The organism is Leptolyngbya sp. Heron Island J, from assembly GCF_000482245.1.
Classification (GTDB): domain Bacteria; phylum Cyanobacteriota; class Cyanobacteriia; order Phormidesmidales; family Phormidesmidaceae; genus Leptothoe.
In genome coordinates this window covers 20,796-36,229 of record NZ_AWNH01000016.1, presented here as the reverse complement: position 1 = coordinate 36,229, position 15,434 = coordinate 20,796, and the positions used below count along the sequence as shown (strand labels likewise).

The window sequence follows — 15,434 nt, the reverse complement described above, 5'->3', positions numbered from 1 at the left end:
CAATGGTTGCTACCCCGATAAAACCTGCGTTAAAGCCAGTGGCTGAAGTTGATACCGATACGCTCATAGCCACATTTCTTGAGCAACTTGGAGCACCGTGGACTGATGCCCAAGAGCAAGCACTATCAGCATTTAATGCAGGCAGTGCCGATGGTGTAAGAGTGGCGGCTGCAACAAACCTTGATGATCCGTTTTGTAAAGCATTGGGCTACATGGCTAGTATTGCGAAGAAGCCCCCTACACTGGCGGTGCTGCTGGCTGAGTCGGCTCGTGCGATCGCAGATACAGCACGGGCAAGGACTATTGCTCAATTGGAGGGTGCGATCGCCTCTGCTTTTTCAGCCGAGTAGTTTAATGGTCCAGTATCATTAGAATCTGGTACTAACTTGGCAAAGTATTTCAGAAAGGCCTCTATACAAACACCAGATCGAACTATGGTGATGCGGTTGCAGTAGAAATGGAAGGTTTTGGTTTCCTGGATGCAGCTCGTGCGAGCCAGCGGATGTCCGCCCTTGTCATCCTGGGCATCTCCGACCTGCTCGACAAGGCCTTCTGATAGCAACGGAACCAAAATAACAGTAGCAGCCTATAGGCCTTGTCAGGTAAAGAGTTCAATACAGTGCCTAAATCTAGCTGGCAAGTTTAAGCTCTGCCCTATCAAGCGTATGAGCCCCTGAAATGCCCATAGCGTCATTGACAAGTAGTTGGGATATAGTCCCTACTGTCAAAATTGCTCGGCTGCTATCAGAAGGCCAAGGTGGCTTTCTCCTTTTCTATGAGGTGAAAGGTACGCTGACTGAGCTACAGGCTCCATACTGTACATCAGTAGTCAGCCGAGAAGATTTGCATGAGTCACTATTACGCGAATGCAGAAAAGGATTCCCTTGAGCTATCACGAAGAAAGCTGGTCGAGGGTATTCAAGATGACATAAGCATTGACCGATTTCATCGAATTGGTATTCGTAATGGTTGGAAATGTCTTGAAGTAGGTGCAGGTGCAGGCTCAATCGCCTATTGGCTGTCCGAACAAGTCGGAGCAACAGGGCATGTTACGGCAACAGATATCAATCTCCGGTTTCTACACTCAGATGAGTACTCAAATCTGGAGACTAGAAAGCACAATATTGAATCGGACGCACTCGAAGAAAATGCATTCGATTTCATTCATTGTCGAAATGTTCTGATGCACCTCGAAAACTCACTCAATGCTCTAAACAAGCTGGCTATAGCTTTGAAGCCTCATGGATACATCGTGTTAGAAGAGCCTGACTTTTCCACATTTCCGGCCGAAGGACAACCCCAGAATAGCTTGGCTAGTGTGCGTCAGGTCTTTCGTTATATGGAAGCGGTGGTCTCCTCAAAGCGCATGAATCTTTACCTTGGCAGAAACCTTCCCCAGGCACTTGATAATCTTGGCTTTGAAGATATTGTCATAGACGAGCGCTATACCATAGAACACGGTGGTAGCAAGGCGGCTTCTATTCATTGTAGGGGCTGGTCTATTTTGATGAAATCAGGTACGGCAAGCGCGCTACCTGAGGAGGTATACGCTTCTGCAATAGAACACATGAATGATCCTGGTTTCTCATTCAAGAATGCTGCCAATGTTGGTGTCTGGGCTCGCAAATCTGCTGGAGCCGTGCCGAAACTATTAGCGAGCCTGTAACTGAAATGCCTATGAATACTGGCTTTTAGCTACTACCAATTTCATAACCGTAGGTTTCTGTGTAAACCGCCTTATCGCCAGCGCCAAAATAGTACTAAGGTCGCGCCAGTTAAGAACAGCATTAAACTGGCGGCCAAGCCATAGGCTGCACCCAATCCCATAGCAGTACTAATCGGCTGACTCAACAGCGGTGATAGAAATTGACCTAAAAAGAGACAGGTGGTAATACCGCTCAGCACTCGCCCTCGAAATGCATCTGAGGTTGCAGTGGTCAGGCATAGGTTCATATTGGGGATAAGCAGTCCAACGCCAATCCCTGAGATTACTAATCCTACCAGTACTCCGACATAGCTAATCGCCCAGCTAATCAAACCATAACCTAGTGTCAGATTGACAAAAGCAATACCGTAGATAGCAACAAATCCTAAGCGAGCTTTGATCTGGCGATAGCCAATAGAGCTAACGGCTGACAAAAGCGTAGTAAGGGCAATGGCCAACCCACTTTGGGAAGGGCCTGCATTCGCAATTTGTTGCAAGTAAAACGGTAATTGGGTTGGAATCAGGTAAAAAACAATCTGGGTGATCAGGGCAATGCCATAGGTCATGACGACGAGATGAGTTGGAAAGATCTGGGATGCATCGACACTCTCATCTTGAGTGGGATTGTTGTCAGTGGTGAAGGGCCGCTGTTGTAGAGGCTCAGGCAAGAAAATGGCCGTAAAGGGTATCAATACCAGCGCCATCAGGTAAATCAAAAAGGGTAATCGCCAGTTGACGTCGGCCAGAAATCCCCCAAGGGTGAGAAAGAGTACACCGCCCAGAGCCATAGACCCGGCCTGTAAGCCGAGAAATTGTGCTCGGGCAGAGCCACTGTAATAGTCAGCAACCAGGGTGGTAGCGATGGTCATAATGCCCGCCACACTGACGCCCAAAAAGGCACGACCGACCAAAATTGAGCCGAGATCGCTGAGCACAAAGCCAGAACTTCCAGCAATACCATAAAGAGCTAATGCAGCTAGCAGCAAGGGTTTACGGCCAAGACGATCAATGGCAACTCCAACGACGGGGGCTCCGAGGGCAATCAACAAGGCAGGCAGTGTCAAGGCCAATCGCACCAGATAGTCGGCATTAGGAACCTCTGCGAAGAAGGCTTGCATCGCCGGGAGAGAAGGTGCGATTGTTGCTCCTGCCATTACGGTGAGGGTACTGACCAAAAGCAGGGTGATTTTAACGGGCAACTGGTTTGTTTTGTCCTGAAAGGTTTGTGACAGTCTTGCCATAGTTACCGCCTTGATGCTGCCAACTGTATCGTCCGGATTTTAGCCAAATAGCCAATAGTCGAGAGAGAACGTTCCTGACCCGAGAAACATAAACAATAGGGCGATCGCGAGATATAGTAACGACGTATCGTAAGATTCTCCTGGAGCATCTGGCGCGGTTTTCACAAAAGGTGTCCCATTCAAGAGATGAAGCGTGAATGCGATGATCATGGCTCCGGACAACCCCAAAGCAGCCAGTGGAGTGAGGAAGCCAGCAATCATGGCAATGCCCCCGCCAAAAATTGTAAGCGCGCCCAAGGCCTGTAACAAGGAAGGAAACCCAGACGATTGGCCCTCTCTCTCCATCCAGTGCAGAGGATTTTTAACCATCGGAAAGCTGTAATTGATGAGAATCACGCCCCAAATGAGTCGCAGCCCTAAGAGTCCCCATGCGGGAGCCCCGTCTAAAAATGTGAATCCTGGTAGATATTGAGTTAATGCTTGGATTGGCATTGATGTGAGTTCCTGTTGCGATCTCAGTCAAATCATAAAGGCCTGATCACCTCCGATCTTGTTGGAGGGTTACCGACTCAGTTAATGACCTGCATAACGTCATATAAACCGTGTTCGTTAATGGCGTAGTCTTGCCAATAGTTGGTTTCTGGATCAAACCCAGCCCTTTGGCCAAGGGACTCAAAATCCTCACGGCTATTCCATCGGGCTAGTAACGCAATCGTAGAGTCATCGATACTGGGGCACATCGCGGCCCATTGCAAACCAGGAATCATTTCCAGGACACCCGGCATCATCTGAGTGATCACCGATGCCAGTTCAGATTGCACCTTCTCTGGCTTCATCTTAAATTGACTGAACATGATCACATCTTCCCTGTCAAAGGTCAGATCTGCCGATCTGCTCTCCGTATGTTGAACCTGACAGGCAAAAGATCTCGGGGGCTGACTGGCGGAGCTTTTCAAAACATGCTCTTCGGAATAGGCTTGAAAGCCAGAGAGATCGTTACCCTGCCACTGAGAGAGCGCTACCACCTGACTACCATCTTGCGCGTTAAGGATAGCGGCATCCTCAAAACCAGGCAGGGTTGAAAATGTTGCTTGCTCTGCTTTAGATACCTCCGAGAAAACTTTGGATTGAGTTTTCGTATTGGTTGGATAGACAGTAACAACGTTAACAACTTCGCGGGTGTTGTCCAAGGAAACAGGTGTATCTGCTTGAGCCGACTCTGGCAGGCCAGTGAGCACACCAAGAACAGATAGAATGATGGTTGCGATCAGGGTAACTCGATAAACCAAGGCCTTTAGCATGGTTACTAATCCCTCAACGTGAGTAACAATGAACTGAATATTTAACTGGGTCAACAGCGCTTAACCGCATGCGCCGAGAGTATGCAGGAATTTTGACTAAAGTCACACTGATGATGGCAATTCAGACTGGTTTCTTAAATGTCTTTACTGTCGATAGCGTGCAGATTTTAGCCTAATCAGATGAACAGTTCCTTGATCGAAATCAAGCGGTTGAGGATGGATGTAATGTAATCTGTCTATCCTGGCGTGAAATCAGGCCCGCCTGCTCTAGTCGAGTCAAGGCTCGTGAGAGCGTTTCAGGGGTAAATCCTAAATCTGTCGCAATCTCTTTGAGGGGTCGATCAAAAGTGATAATACTCTGCTCACGGTCCTGGGTCTGATAGCGCAGATATCTCAGCACACGCTGCTGGGATGCTCGAATGTCTCGTAGTTCTAAGCGAATCTCTAAGGAATGAATGATTTGCAACAGCATGATCAACAAGGTTTCCGCCAAAGCTGGATATATTGGCAACGCATTTATTAGGGCCGTTTTAGGATATCGAATGAGTTGGGAAGACACCTCTGCGATCGCAGCACTAGAATAGGTGTCTGACATCAGAGCAACCACACCAACCCCTTCACCTGGTCGCGCTACTTGAAGCGTTACCATACGTCCCTCATCGGTATAGCGCTCTAACTTGACGCGCCCATTTCTGACGATAAAAAATGAGGCGGCCGCTTCCCCCTGCTGAAAAATGACCTGACCTGCGATCGCCTGCTGAACAACAGCAACCGCCCGCAGGTCAGAGGGCAGGCCATCAAGGTTAGTGAGATCCAATTGCGAATACCTCCTCATAAATTAGAATTTTCATTTACTTAGCTGGCTAAGTAAATGAAAGAAGTTAGCTGGCTAAGTAAATACTAGGCGCTGTTAATCAACTTACCTGTGGGTTAGCTTGATTCCTCTAAATTCCTGCGCACCTGCATAAGCAATCTCCGCAGTAGGACCCGCTCTTCAATCGCGAGATTGGCTATCGTCCTGGCTTCCAGCTCTCGCCATACTCGTTGAATTGGCTCCTCTAGCGCCCAACCAGCCTCAGTTAGATAGATGCGCCATACACGTGCATCTATCTGATCTCGTTGCCGTTCTACAAGACCAGATTTTTCCAGACGATTCAGCATTCTAGTAAGCGTTGGTGGTTCAACCGCCATCAAATCTACTAGTTCAGACTGAGATCGCCCGTCATATTCCCACAGGTGCATTAACAGCACTTCTTGCCCAACGTGAAGGCCGTAGTCAGCCAGCAAAGCTCCAGCTAGGCCGCGATGAGCTCTACAAACTTTTGCCATCAAGTAGCTGATGGTGTCTGGCATAGACTGCGCAGGTGTGGACACGATGTTGTACTGTTCGATTTATTTAGCTGGCTAATTAAATAATAGCACACTTACTATTTTGGGTGATTCGCCTAGCTAACACACTTACCCCAAAATATGGGGACGGCAGCTCATTGGAGTTTCGACAAGAACAATTGTCGAAAATTACGCATCCTCTCCCAAGCTCTCTCATCTCAGCGTTGCGAGCTTCGGTTATCAATCAGCAACACAATAAATGATTTGGATTCAAGAGTCAGCGTCATCATAATCTTGGAGCTTTAGGCAAGTAATTTACAGGATTAGGCACCTGTCCGGGTTTTGCGGCGTTTACGATGATGTTGAACAGCTCACCGCTAATGAAGATACCTAGTTTCGCCATGATCAACAAAAATGACTCCAAACGTTCAGAGCGCCACAATATAAAGGCTGGCTCCCCTTCAGACGGACCGAGCAACCCTGCACGTCGCCGCATTCTTGCGACCGGGCTTACCGGGCTTGGAGCGGCTGCTGTTACTGTGGCTGGCCCGACGATTCTCGGCACGGACGCTGCCGATGCACAGCCATCAGATGTACAGCCCTCACTTGATGCCGAGAGTAAAAAAGAACTATCCGGAAAAACCGCTTTCATTACAGGTGGTGCGAGGGGTATCGGTCTTGCAAGTGGTGAAGCGCTTGCGGCTAAGGGGGCCAATATCGCACTCTTCGATATTGCAGAACCAAACATCCCAAACGTTCAGTATCCACTGGCATCAGAACGTGATCTTAGCCAGGCGAAAGCCCGGATCGAAGCGCTTGGCGTACGGTGCTTAACCTTCAAAGGTGACGTTCGAGACCTAGAGGCTCAAAAGCGCGCGGTCGAGCGTACTGTCGATGAATTCGGAAGCCTCGATATCGTTGTCGCTAACGCTGGTGTTTCTCAAGCTGGCATGATCGAAGAGTTTTCAAGCGATGATATCAGCACCGTTTTCGAGATTAATGTCGGTGGAGTTATTAAAACAACGCAAGCTGCCGCGCCTTTCATGCAGCGTCAGAACGGCGGAAGAATTATTTATATTTCATCGGCGCTCGGACGCATGGGGAATGAGCTTTTTCCGATCTACACACCCACGAAATGGGCAGTCATCGGTTTTGCGAAATCCGCAGCTGTCACCTACGGGAAATCGAATATCCTCTGCAATGTCGTGGCTCCGGGGCTTGTTGATACCCCTCTCGCCGATAATCTGACGGTTCTGAGGACATTAATGCCAGGCACCAGTAATCCCACCTTCGACGCAGTTGCGGAGGCTGGTCTTGCAGGTAGTCCATTGAATGTAGCCCATCTTGAAGTCGAAGATGTTGCCTATGCTGTAGCGTTCTTTGCAGGTGAAGGGACATCGAAGGTCTCAGGCGAAGTGTTCGATGTCAGTTACGGGTCGCTTTCGCGATCCATAGCTTAGTCTATATATTGCTTATTGGGCGGCGATTTTCGCGGTTCTCGGCGATGCACCAAAAGCCTTGGAATAGTCACGGCTAAAATGATTGACGCTTTGATAACCAACAGCAAACGCTGCTTGGGTGACGCTCATGCCCTGTAGTGATAGAAAATTGTGGGCTTCTTGAAGTCGCAATGATTTTAGATATTGGTTTGGCGTCGTACCCGTTATTTCCCTAAATTTCTGATAGAACGAAGATTCGCTCATTGCCGATTCAGCTGCGAGCGCCGCGACCGATAGAGCTTTATCGTAATTTTCGCGGATGAATTTTATAGCCTGTGAGATGCCGTCCGCGACACTATCCTTTGTCGCCAGTTGTCTCAGCATGCCGCCATGGTTTGCCTGTAACAGTCTTAGGTGTAGTTCTCTATATACAGCCGGCCCCATGAGCTTTGACTCGATAGGATCGCTGAGAGTTTCAAGTAAGCGATAGGTTGTTTCAAGGAGCGCTTCATCAGCTCTTTCTGACACAACGGAGTAGCATGTGTCCGATGTCTTGATAATTTTCGCGATCTCACGGTGCAAATCGCGTAGAATTCCTAAATTCATTTTCACGATGAGAGCAATATATGGCTCTAAGCCGGAGGCTTTTGTAATTTGGGCCTGGACTGGCACATGGTGGCTAATAACCACGCTATCGCTTGGCTCGAGATTGAGAATCCTCCCGTCAATCATCGTGCGCTTTGCACCCTGCAAAATCAGGCAAAGTGCGGGCTCGTACATAGTTTCGCGAAGGTCGCTCGGCTGACATTCCGAAAAGCAAAATACGTCGTTTGAATAGGCGGCAAAATTTCCCGCTGCGAGATTGCTGTTCAGCGCTCTGATTGTGTTTTCTCTAATCTTTTCAAGCATGTCAAATATTATGTCGAGAGGACGGGGGATTTGCCAATCAATGTGTTTCAGTTTTTCGAGATATAGGCAAGTATTCTGGAAGATTGAACAAGTTCTAAAGCGCGATGGTAACTAAGATTTAACCTGTCAAATAACAGTTTTAGAGGGCATCATGTCATCACTTCAAAAACAATCTTTGGATCTTACTGCTCATCATTCAATCTACCCTGCAATTGATCCTACGCGCGAGCTTGCCGGTTCAGCAACCGATAAGGTTCTTTTTATCACCGGAGCATCGCGCGGCATTGGCCAGGCGACAGCTGTCGCATTTGCTGCCGCAGGCGTCAAAGCAATTTATGCGACGGCGCGGTCTGAAAAGGGGTTGGAGGAAACACGGTCTCGTGTTGCGGAAGTTAATACCGATACTGAATTTATGGCGTCCTCGATTGATGTTACCGACGCCCGGCAAGTCGAATTGGCGGTCAATGATTGTGTCTCCAAATTCGGGGGTATTGATGTGGTAGACGCCAATGCAGGCTTTCTGGGGCCATGGGTTAAAATCGCTGAATCCGATCCCGATAGTTGGTGGATGAATTTCGAAGTCAATGTGAAAGGTGCTTATCACACCGCCCGGTATACGCTTTCACATCTCGTCAAATCAGCCTCTTACCATAAAGCGAAAGGGGCATCAGGGGGGCACCTGATCATGGTGTCATCCGTAGGGGCACAGCTTCTCGTCGATGGTGCGTCCGATTATCAAACCTCCAAACACGCTGTGAACCGGCTTGTGGAGTTTGTTCAAAATGACCATGGCGATGAAGGCATTAAGTGCTTTGCAATGCATCCGGGCGGTGTTGCTACTGAAATCGGCAAAGCGATGCCGGACTATATGCATGAATACTTAAACGATGATCCAGAACTCGCAGCTGGGTTTGCAGTCTGGTTATCGTCCGGTCGCGCCGATTGGGCAAAAGGAAGATACCTCAGTGCGAATTGGGATGTAGGCGAACTAAACGCCATGAAAGAAGAAATTTTGGGTGATGATCTTCTGGTAAATCGCCTGCGGGTTCGCTGGTGATGAAATCAATTAAATGAAAGTAATCGAGTTTTGAAACCTTTTTGATGTAACGCTTTCAGCCTTAGCGCAGGCTACTGTTCCAAAACTACTCGTACCCAGACTCTGACCAACAGAACTCACCCTGGCATAGCCAACCGTTGACATGACCTACCTCAAGCGTCTCACTATATCTTAAACGTTATGAGAACGATATTTTGAGACATAGATTGAGACACGGTTTTATGTATATCTCAGAAGGTATAAGATACTGTTGGCGAACTCCACGGTAGCGGCTCAAACTCGCTAAATTCGTTCTCGATAACCTAGCTGAACGAACAATTTCTCGTTGTTTTAGCATTTAACATTTAGTTCGCCAACAGTATCTTATAGAACCCATTTGAGATCTTTTAGGGTTTAGGCAAAAATGCTAAGTAGCGTCTACTCCAGGTACTATGGCATATTCAAGCAGTCTGACCGATGCAGAATGGGAAATTCTAGAACCGCTGTTGCCTGAGGTGTTGCCCCCAAGGAAGAAGACACGTCCTCCAGAGTGGAGTTATCGCGACATCATTGATGGCATTTTGTATCGCCTCAAGAATGGTTGTAACTGGGAAGACCTGCCTAAAGATTTGCCTCCCTATTCAACAGTCTACTGGCACTACAAGCAGTGGCGGGATGCCGGAACGATAGAGACGCTGATGACGATTCTGCACGAACAGGTGCGTGCCCAGGTAAAAAAAACCTAAATGGACCACATTGATTATCATTGACTCTCAAGCCGTTAAGAATACCTGCAATGCCAGTGTTGAGACCAAAGGATTTTGTAGACTTAATCGGAAATAAGGCCATTTGCTAAAATAACCGCTCGTATTACCACTCAGGGTAGGTCAGATGAGAATGCAGTATGCAACTCTGAAAAATAAACCTCGTACGCTTCGCAGCTTAACGGGTTTCAACCCCTCTGAGTTTGAGGCATTGCTGCCGAGTTTCGGTGTGGCCTGGGAGCGTTTTGTGTCAGAGACGTTTAAGCGAGAAGGACGTCAACGTTCCTATGGAGCCGGTCGTAAAGCCCATCTAAAACGACTAGACGATAAGTTACTTTTCATCTTGGTGTACTTCCGAATATACCCGACGCAGGAAGTTCACGGCTACCTGTTTGGCATGAGTCAGGGGCAAGCGAATGAATGGATCCATCGGCTCACCGGTCGGCTCAACGAGGCATTAGGCGAAGAGCAACAGTTGCCAGAACGTCGACCCGCGAATCTGGAAACCGTGCTATCAAATTGCCCCAGTCTAGAGTTCATGATTGATGGGACAGAACGTCGGATTAATCGTCCTCAGGACAAGGATAAACAGAAAGACTACTACAGTGGAAAGAAGAAAACTCATAGTGTCACCAACGTCATCATCAATGAGCGTAAAGGCAAGGTGGTTTATTTGAGCGGGACCTACGAAGGGAAGAAACACGACAAGAAAATAGCGGATGAAGAAAACTATCAGTTTCCAGAGGGAAGCACGCTACTTCAAGACACAGGGTTTCAAGGGTATCACCCCGAGGGAGTGACGATTGTACAACCGAAGAAGAAGCCTCGAAATGGAGAATTAACAGAGGTCGAAAAAGTGATCAATCGAGGCATATCGAGTCTTCGGGTGGAAGTCGAACATCATATTGGGGGCATCAAACGGTGTCAGATTTTGGTGCAAAGATTTCGTAATCGGGTTGAGGGATTTGTGGATGCTGTGATGGAAACAGCGTGTGGGCTGCACAACTTTCGGTTAGAGCTACGCCGTTAACACTAGCGGCTAGCCAAAGAGGGCAGATAAGATCTGCAGATGATATACTCACTATTTCCAATAATGTCTTGTGTTTACAAGGCAACGAATGGCATCAAACGGCATCTCGCGATTGATACGCTTGGATTTCCCTTCTTTACACTGTGTACGCCAGCCAATGTGTCCGACGATAGCGGGCTGATTGAGTTGTTAAGCCTCAACATCGACTATTTTCGCTCAAAACCCGTCAATATTCCGAAGATTACTATCTTGGTCGACCATGGCTACCACCCGGATACGCTGATCCCCGCACTCGAAGCGGTGTATCCCCAGATCATGCGAAAAATCAGATTTGAACGTTCACCAAAACCCTCCAAAGCAGAGAAAGCGGCAGCCGGTAAGACAGGCTTCGTCCCCGTTCCAGCCCGTTGGATTGTAGAGCGTTCCAATGCCTGGATGGAGCGGTGCAAGAGTTTAGTCAAGAACTTTGAGAGAACCTTGTCTCATGCCACAACTCTACTCAATCTATGCTTTGTCAGACTCATGCTCAAGAGGCTTGCTGTCAATGCTTAGAGATCTCAAATCAGTTCTATAAATAATGAGACTACCGTCCATTAGTCTAACCAGACTATCCTTGGAGTATTGCTATCAAAGATTGGCATGGCAGCCACGATTAAAGTCTACAATTCAATGTCTGAGTTCTATGCTTCGATGGGCGGAGCGCTAGAGCAAGACGTTGATTTTACAATTCATCGGCTAGAAGACATTCATGGCGATGTGCCAGTCAAGTCCCCGGTCTTTCGAGCGAACTATTATTCGGTACTCATCATTCGAGCAGGGCGAGGGCGCTATATCATTGATGACCAATCATATCCGACGCGGAACGGCACAATCTACTTTACAAATCCAGGACATATCAAAGGCTTCGAAATCTATGAGCGCTCGTACGGATATGTGATTACCTTCTCAGAAGCATTCTTGAAGCAATACGTTCGTGAAACAGTGCTAGATGACTTCCCTTTTCTGATTGCAGAAGTTGCCCCGCCCAGCTACCCGGAAGCCGATACTGTTCAGATATTTGATCGGCTTGGCGAGCAACTGCTTGGAGAATATCAATCAAAATCTGACTACAAGTTTCAAATTATCGGATGTTTGGTTGTTGTTCTGCTACTAAAAATTAAAGAACGCTTCTGGAAAGCCTACAATCCGCTGACAGAAGTTTCTACTAGCTCTACCATTGCGATTACGTTTAAGCGTCATTTGGAAGCTCACTTTCGAGATTTGTTAGCAGGACAATGCGATCGCCTTTTTCAAGTACAAGACTACGCTCAAGCTCAATATTTAAACCCTAATTACTTCAGTAGTGTAATCAAACTCAAGACAGGAAAGACGGTCAATAACTGGATTACGGAGAAGATAGTCGCTGAAGCTAAGTCTCTACTGCGTCGCTCATCAGAACCTATTCAAGAAGTTGCTTCTCTTTTAGGGTTTAAGAATGCTGCTCATTTTTCGCGCTTCTTCAAAAAGCATGCTGAAGTCTCTCCCTCTGTCTTTCGAAAGAGCTTTCAACAGGAAGGCTAAAAATCTCTCAATCCTAGCCATAAAGCTTTCTCACCCTTAAAGCAAGCCCTTAGAAATAGGCAAGCCTACCTGTAAAATGTGCATTTATTTCCCAGGCTGACTTTGGCTTAATAGTAATCAACCAAAGGCAAACGCCGCTAAATCAAATCACTGGGAGATTATTGTGAGTTCTAACCGCCGTAACTTTTTGACTGCATTGGGCGCAACAGGCGCTGTAAGTGCATTGGCCGCCAGCAAAGCAATGGCCCAGTCTTCTTCTCAAGCTGCGCCTGCTGAAGCAATTTTTGCCACGCCCTCCGCAGAAAGCCGTGCCCTCACAGGCAAAGTCGCTATCGTCACTGGAGCCAGAGCAAACTTGGGCCGAGCCTTCGCACAGGCCTTCGCACGACAGGGCGCAGACGTTGTGGTTCACTACCACCGGGCTGAGACCATTGGCGAAGCGGAAGAAACGGCTCGCCTGGTCCGCGAGCAAGGGGTTAGAGCTGCGCTGGTTCAAGGCGATTTGGGTCAGGCTGCGAACGTGAAGAAAATGTTTGACGTTGCCTTCAATGAGTTCGGTCAAGCTGACATTTTGGTGAATAACGCTGGCGCAATTGTGAAGAAGGCGATCGCTGATGTCACAGACGAAGACCTTGAAGCCATGATCAACATTAATACCCGTGGCAGTTTTCTCTGTACCCGTGAGGCAGCTCGACGCCTCTCTGACAACGGCAGAATTATCAACATTGCCACATCGCTGCTCGCAGGTGCAGCTCCCAACTACGCCGCCTATGCTGGTAGTAAAGCCATCATGGAAGAGATAACTCGCATGGGTGCAAAAGAGCTAGGAGGGCGAGGGATTACCGTCAACGCTGTCGCGCCAGGGCCTGTCGATACGCCGTTCTTCCATAGTATGGAAACGCCTCAAACGGCTGAGTTTGCAGCAGGTTTAGCTGTAGCAGGCAGATTGGGCGTCGTCAGTGACATTGTTCCAATCGTAGAATTCCTCGCATTGCCGAGTGCTCAGTGGATTACAGGACAAACTATCTGGATTAACGGCGGATATCTAACGCGCTAAGTTGTTCTAATCAGGCAAATCGTTTGTTCTGGCGAACGCACTTCTTGAAGCAATCTAACTTTCCGCATTCAACAAATCGTCTTTCAGTCATTTCTCGGGAGAAATCAGATAGTGAAATATCGAAAGCTTGGAAACACAGAAGCTCAAGTTTCAGCAATTGGGCTCGGCTGTATGGGGATGTCTGACTTCTACAGTGGTCGAAAAACTGACGACGCGCAGAGCATCGAGACCATTCAAGCCGCTGTTGATATAGGCATTAACTACCTAGATACAGGCGACTTTTACGGCATGGGCCATAACGAACTGTTGATTCGTGAAGCCATCAAAGACGTTCCACGTGACAAAGTTTTTATCGGCGTTAAGTTTGGACAACTGCGTGATCCCGCAGGTAATTTTATTGGCGCTGACAATAGCCCTAACGCAGTGAAAAACTTCCTGTCGTATAGCCTTCAGCGACTTGGTGTCGATCATATTGACTTGTACTATCCTGCTAGGGTCGATCCCAGCGTACCGATTGAAGACACAGTAGGCGCGATAAAAGACCTCGTTGATGCTGGAAAAGTTCGCTATGTAGGACTTTCAGAAGCAGGCCCAGAAACGCTACGGCGAGCAGCCCAAGTTCATCCAATTGCCATGCTGCAGACAGAGTACAGTCTGTGGACTAGAGAACCCGAACAAGACGTACTGCCGGTTTGTAAGGAGTTAGGAACGAGCTTAGTTGCTTATTCACCGATAGGTAGGGGCTTTTTAACAGGCGCGTTTCAGTCTCCCGACAACTTTCCGCCAGACGACTTTCGGCGCTACAGCCCTCGCTTCCAAGGTGACAACTTTTATCGCAACTTGGAGCTAGTCGAAAAAGTGAAAGAAATCGCGGTTGAAAAGCAGTGTACGCCTGCTCAGCTCGCGATCGCTTGGCTGCTGACAAAGGACGAAAGCGTAATTCCTATACCTGGTACGAAGCGAAAAGAGAGACTGCTGGAGAATGCAAGTTCGGTAGAGATTGAACTATCGGCAGATGAGATGCAGCGGATTGAGGCAGTTTTCCCAGTCGGTTCTGCTAGCGGCACTCGTTATCCTGAGTTCCTGATGAATACTGTTAATGTCTGAGGCTTTTCAACTGACCACAATGTCTTTTTCTACCATCTCCAAGTCTTGGTCCCTGAAGTTCAATGTGGCAACGATTAGCGGAGCCGCAGACAGTACATACAATCGTTCCGAAAATCTTCGTTTTTGGTGCATTAAGTGCGTGTTGACAGCTTATGCTTGAGAAGACAATCTGCCTGTAAGACATCGCCTAAGCTGCTTTGTTTTCACTCAGTAGTACTTCATATAAGTGAAACTCGTTTTTGGCTAAGCCTGTCCAGTAGCCATCTTCACTACCGAAGCCGGGTCGCTTTGTCAGCTTGCTGATCGCTCCTTCGTTCTCCCACTGACCGTAGTTGATCACGCGCTCGCCATCGAGTGAGCGATGAAAGGTCGCAGATAAGAGTCCATCTAGAGACATTGCAGGCTTGACATGCTCTTTAGCAAGTTCTACCATGCGTGGCTGATTCTCAGTAGGCATCCGGAACTCGGCAAAATGGACGAAGTACTGACGAGGTTCGATGACAGGTGTACCGACTTTAGACTCGGAAGTCACTATTTCGTAACGATGAGAGTCCATCTCTTCAACGAGTGCTTGTAGCGGAGGGATTAGTTTCTGGACTTCTGGAAGCTGCCGAAAGCGTTCTAGACTTGCTTCGTCTTCCCACTGAGCGTAGTTGGCTACTTTGACATCATCTAGACTTCGATGCAGGTTAGCTGATACGAAACCAGGCTGCTGCTTAGCGATCGCAAAGAGTTCTTTAACCCTATCAACGACTTCTGCTTGCTGTCCTTCTTTCACTCGAAAGAGGACGATGATCGTTATAAGTTTGTTGTCTAAGTCCAGGGTAGTCATCAGCGTTCTTCTAATCGAGAGAATGATTGTGCTTAGTAGCAAGCTAAACTCCGTCGTTCAATGCCAGCTCAAACCGCATTAGTGGAGTAGGCGTAGCAGGATGAGTCTGCTTATAAACTTACGA

At 47.9% G+C, this 15,434-nt stretch carries 17 protein-coding genes; 10 read left to right on the top strand and 7 right to left on the bottom strand.

Translation table 11 applies throughout. The annotated features are described in order from the left end of the window. The first annotated feature begins 2 nt into the window (after window positions 1-2). Entirely contained in the window at window positions 3-350 is a 348-nt protein-coding gene (locus N836_RS0137235) for a hypothetical protein (RefSeq protein ID WP_023071279.1), read from the top strand. Window positions 351-847: 497 nt separating this feature from the next. Continuing rightward, on the top strand, window positions 848-1,666 hold the full coding sequence (locus tag N836_RS72905; protein ID WP_023071277.1) for a class I SAM-dependent methyltransferase: 819 nt from the start codon (window positions 848-850) through the stop codon (window positions 1,664-1,666). A gap of 71 nt (window positions 1,667-1,737) precedes the next feature. Here the strand turns inward: N836_RS72905 and N836_RS45380 are convergent, their stop codons facing one another. The 5 genes from N836_RS45380 to N836_RS45360 form a co-directional block, all read right to left on the bottom strand. After that, entirely contained in the window at window positions 1,738-2,946 is a 1,209-nt protein-coding gene (locus N836_RS45380) for an MFS transporter (protein WP_023071276.1), read from the bottom strand. 39 nt (window positions 2,947-2,985) lie between these two features. Next, window positions 2,986-3,438 (bottom strand): DoxX family protein, encoded by a 453-nt coding sequence (locus tag N836_RS45375; RefSeq protein WP_023071275.1) that lies wholly within the window; start codon window positions 3,436-3,438, stop codon window positions 2,986-2,988. Window positions 3,439-3,515: 77 nt separating this feature from the next. Continuing rightward, on the bottom strand, window positions 3,516-4,247 hold the full coding sequence (locus N836_RS45370; protein WP_023071274.1) for a hypothetical protein: 732 nt from the start codon (window positions 4,245-4,247) through the stop codon (window positions 3,516-3,518). A 202-nt stretch (window positions 4,248-4,449) separates the two neighbouring features. Continuing rightward, window positions 4,450-5,064 carry a Crp/Fnr family transcriptional regulator gene (locus N836_RS45365; protein ID WP_023071273.1) on the bottom strand — a complete coding sequence of 205 codons (615 nt, stop codon included), beginning with the start codon at window positions 5,062-5,064 and terminating at the stop codon, window positions 4,450-4,452. Between the two features lie 113 nt (window positions 5,065-5,177). Continuing rightward, window positions 5,178-5,600: a MarR family winged helix-turn-helix transcriptional regulator gene (locus tag N836_RS45360; RefSeq protein WP_023071272.1), complete on the bottom strand. Its 423-nt coding sequence runs from the start codon at window positions 5,598-5,600 to the stop codon at window positions 5,178-5,180. Window positions 5,601-5,977: 377 nt separating this feature from the next. Between N836_RS45360 and N836_RS0137220 the strand changes: the two genes are divergently transcribed. Beyond that, a complete protein-coding gene (locus N836_RS0137220; RefSeq protein WP_161634930.1) occupies window positions 5,978-7,036 on the top strand; it encodes an SDR family NAD(P)-dependent oxidoreductase in 1,059 nt (352 codons plus the stop codon). Window positions 7,037-7,048: 12 nt separating this feature from the next. Here the strand turns inward: N836_RS0137220 and N836_RS45355 are convergent, their stop codons facing one another. Then, the gene (locus tag N836_RS45355; protein WP_023071270.1) at window positions 7,049-7,924 is read right to left on the bottom strand and encodes an AraC family transcriptional regulator; all 876 of its coding nucleotides are present in this window, start codon (window positions 7,922-7,924) and stop codon (window positions 7,049-7,051) included. A gap of 151 nt (window positions 7,925-8,075) precedes the next feature. On the opposite strand from N836_RS45355, the gene N836_RS45350 reads away from it, so the two are divergent. From N836_RS45350 to N836_RS45320, 7 genes are all read left to right on the top strand, one after another. Further along, window positions 8,076-8,981 (top strand): SDR family oxidoreductase, encoded by a 906-nt coding sequence (locus N836_RS45350; protein WP_023071269.1) that lies wholly within the window; start codon window positions 8,076-8,078, stop codon window positions 8,979-8,981. 431 nt (window positions 8,982-9,412) lie between these two features. Beyond that, window positions 9,413-9,706, top strand: a complete 294-nt coding sequence (locus N836_RS45345; RefSeq protein WP_023071268.1) for a transposase — start codon at window positions 9,413-9,415, stop codon at window positions 9,704-9,706. A gap of 145 nt (window positions 9,707-9,851) precedes the next feature. After that, the gene (locus N836_RS74120) at window positions 9,852-10,754 is read left to right on the top strand and encodes a transposase family protein (RefSeq protein WP_081716802.1); all 903 of its coding nucleotides are present in this window, start codon (window positions 9,852-9,854) and stop codon (window positions 10,752-10,754) included. A 63-nt stretch (window positions 10,755-10,817) separates the two neighbouring features. Further along, window positions 10,818-11,306, top strand: coding sequence for a transposase (locus tag N836_RS45335; RefSeq protein ID WP_023071266.1), 489 nt, complete (start codon window positions 10,818-10,820; stop codon window positions 11,304-11,306). Between the two features lie 87 nt (window positions 11,307-11,393). Then, entirely contained in the window at window positions 11,394-12,314 is a 921-nt protein-coding gene (locus N836_RS45330; protein WP_023071265.1) for a helix-turn-helix domain-containing protein, read from the top strand. A 163-nt stretch (window positions 12,315-12,477) separates the two neighbouring features. Further along, a complete protein-coding gene (locus tag N836_RS45325) occupies window positions 12,478-13,371 on the top strand; it encodes an SDR family oxidoreductase (RefSeq protein ID WP_023071264.1) in 894 nt (297 codons plus the stop codon). Between the two features lie 111 nt (window positions 13,372-13,482). Next, window positions 13,483-14,478, top strand: a complete 996-nt coding sequence (locus N836_RS45320) for an aldo/keto reductase (RefSeq protein ID WP_031291833.1) — start codon at window positions 13,483-13,485, stop codon at window positions 14,476-14,478. Window positions 14,479-14,665: 187 nt separating this feature from the next. Here the strand turns inward: N836_RS45320 and N836_RS77405 are convergent, their stop codons facing one another. Continuing rightward, entirely contained in the window at window positions 14,666-15,310 is a 645-nt protein-coding gene (locus tag N836_RS77405) for an antibiotic biosynthesis monooxygenase family protein (protein ID WP_023071262.1), read from the bottom strand. Between the last annotated feature and the right edge of the window lie 124 nt (window positions 15,311-15,434).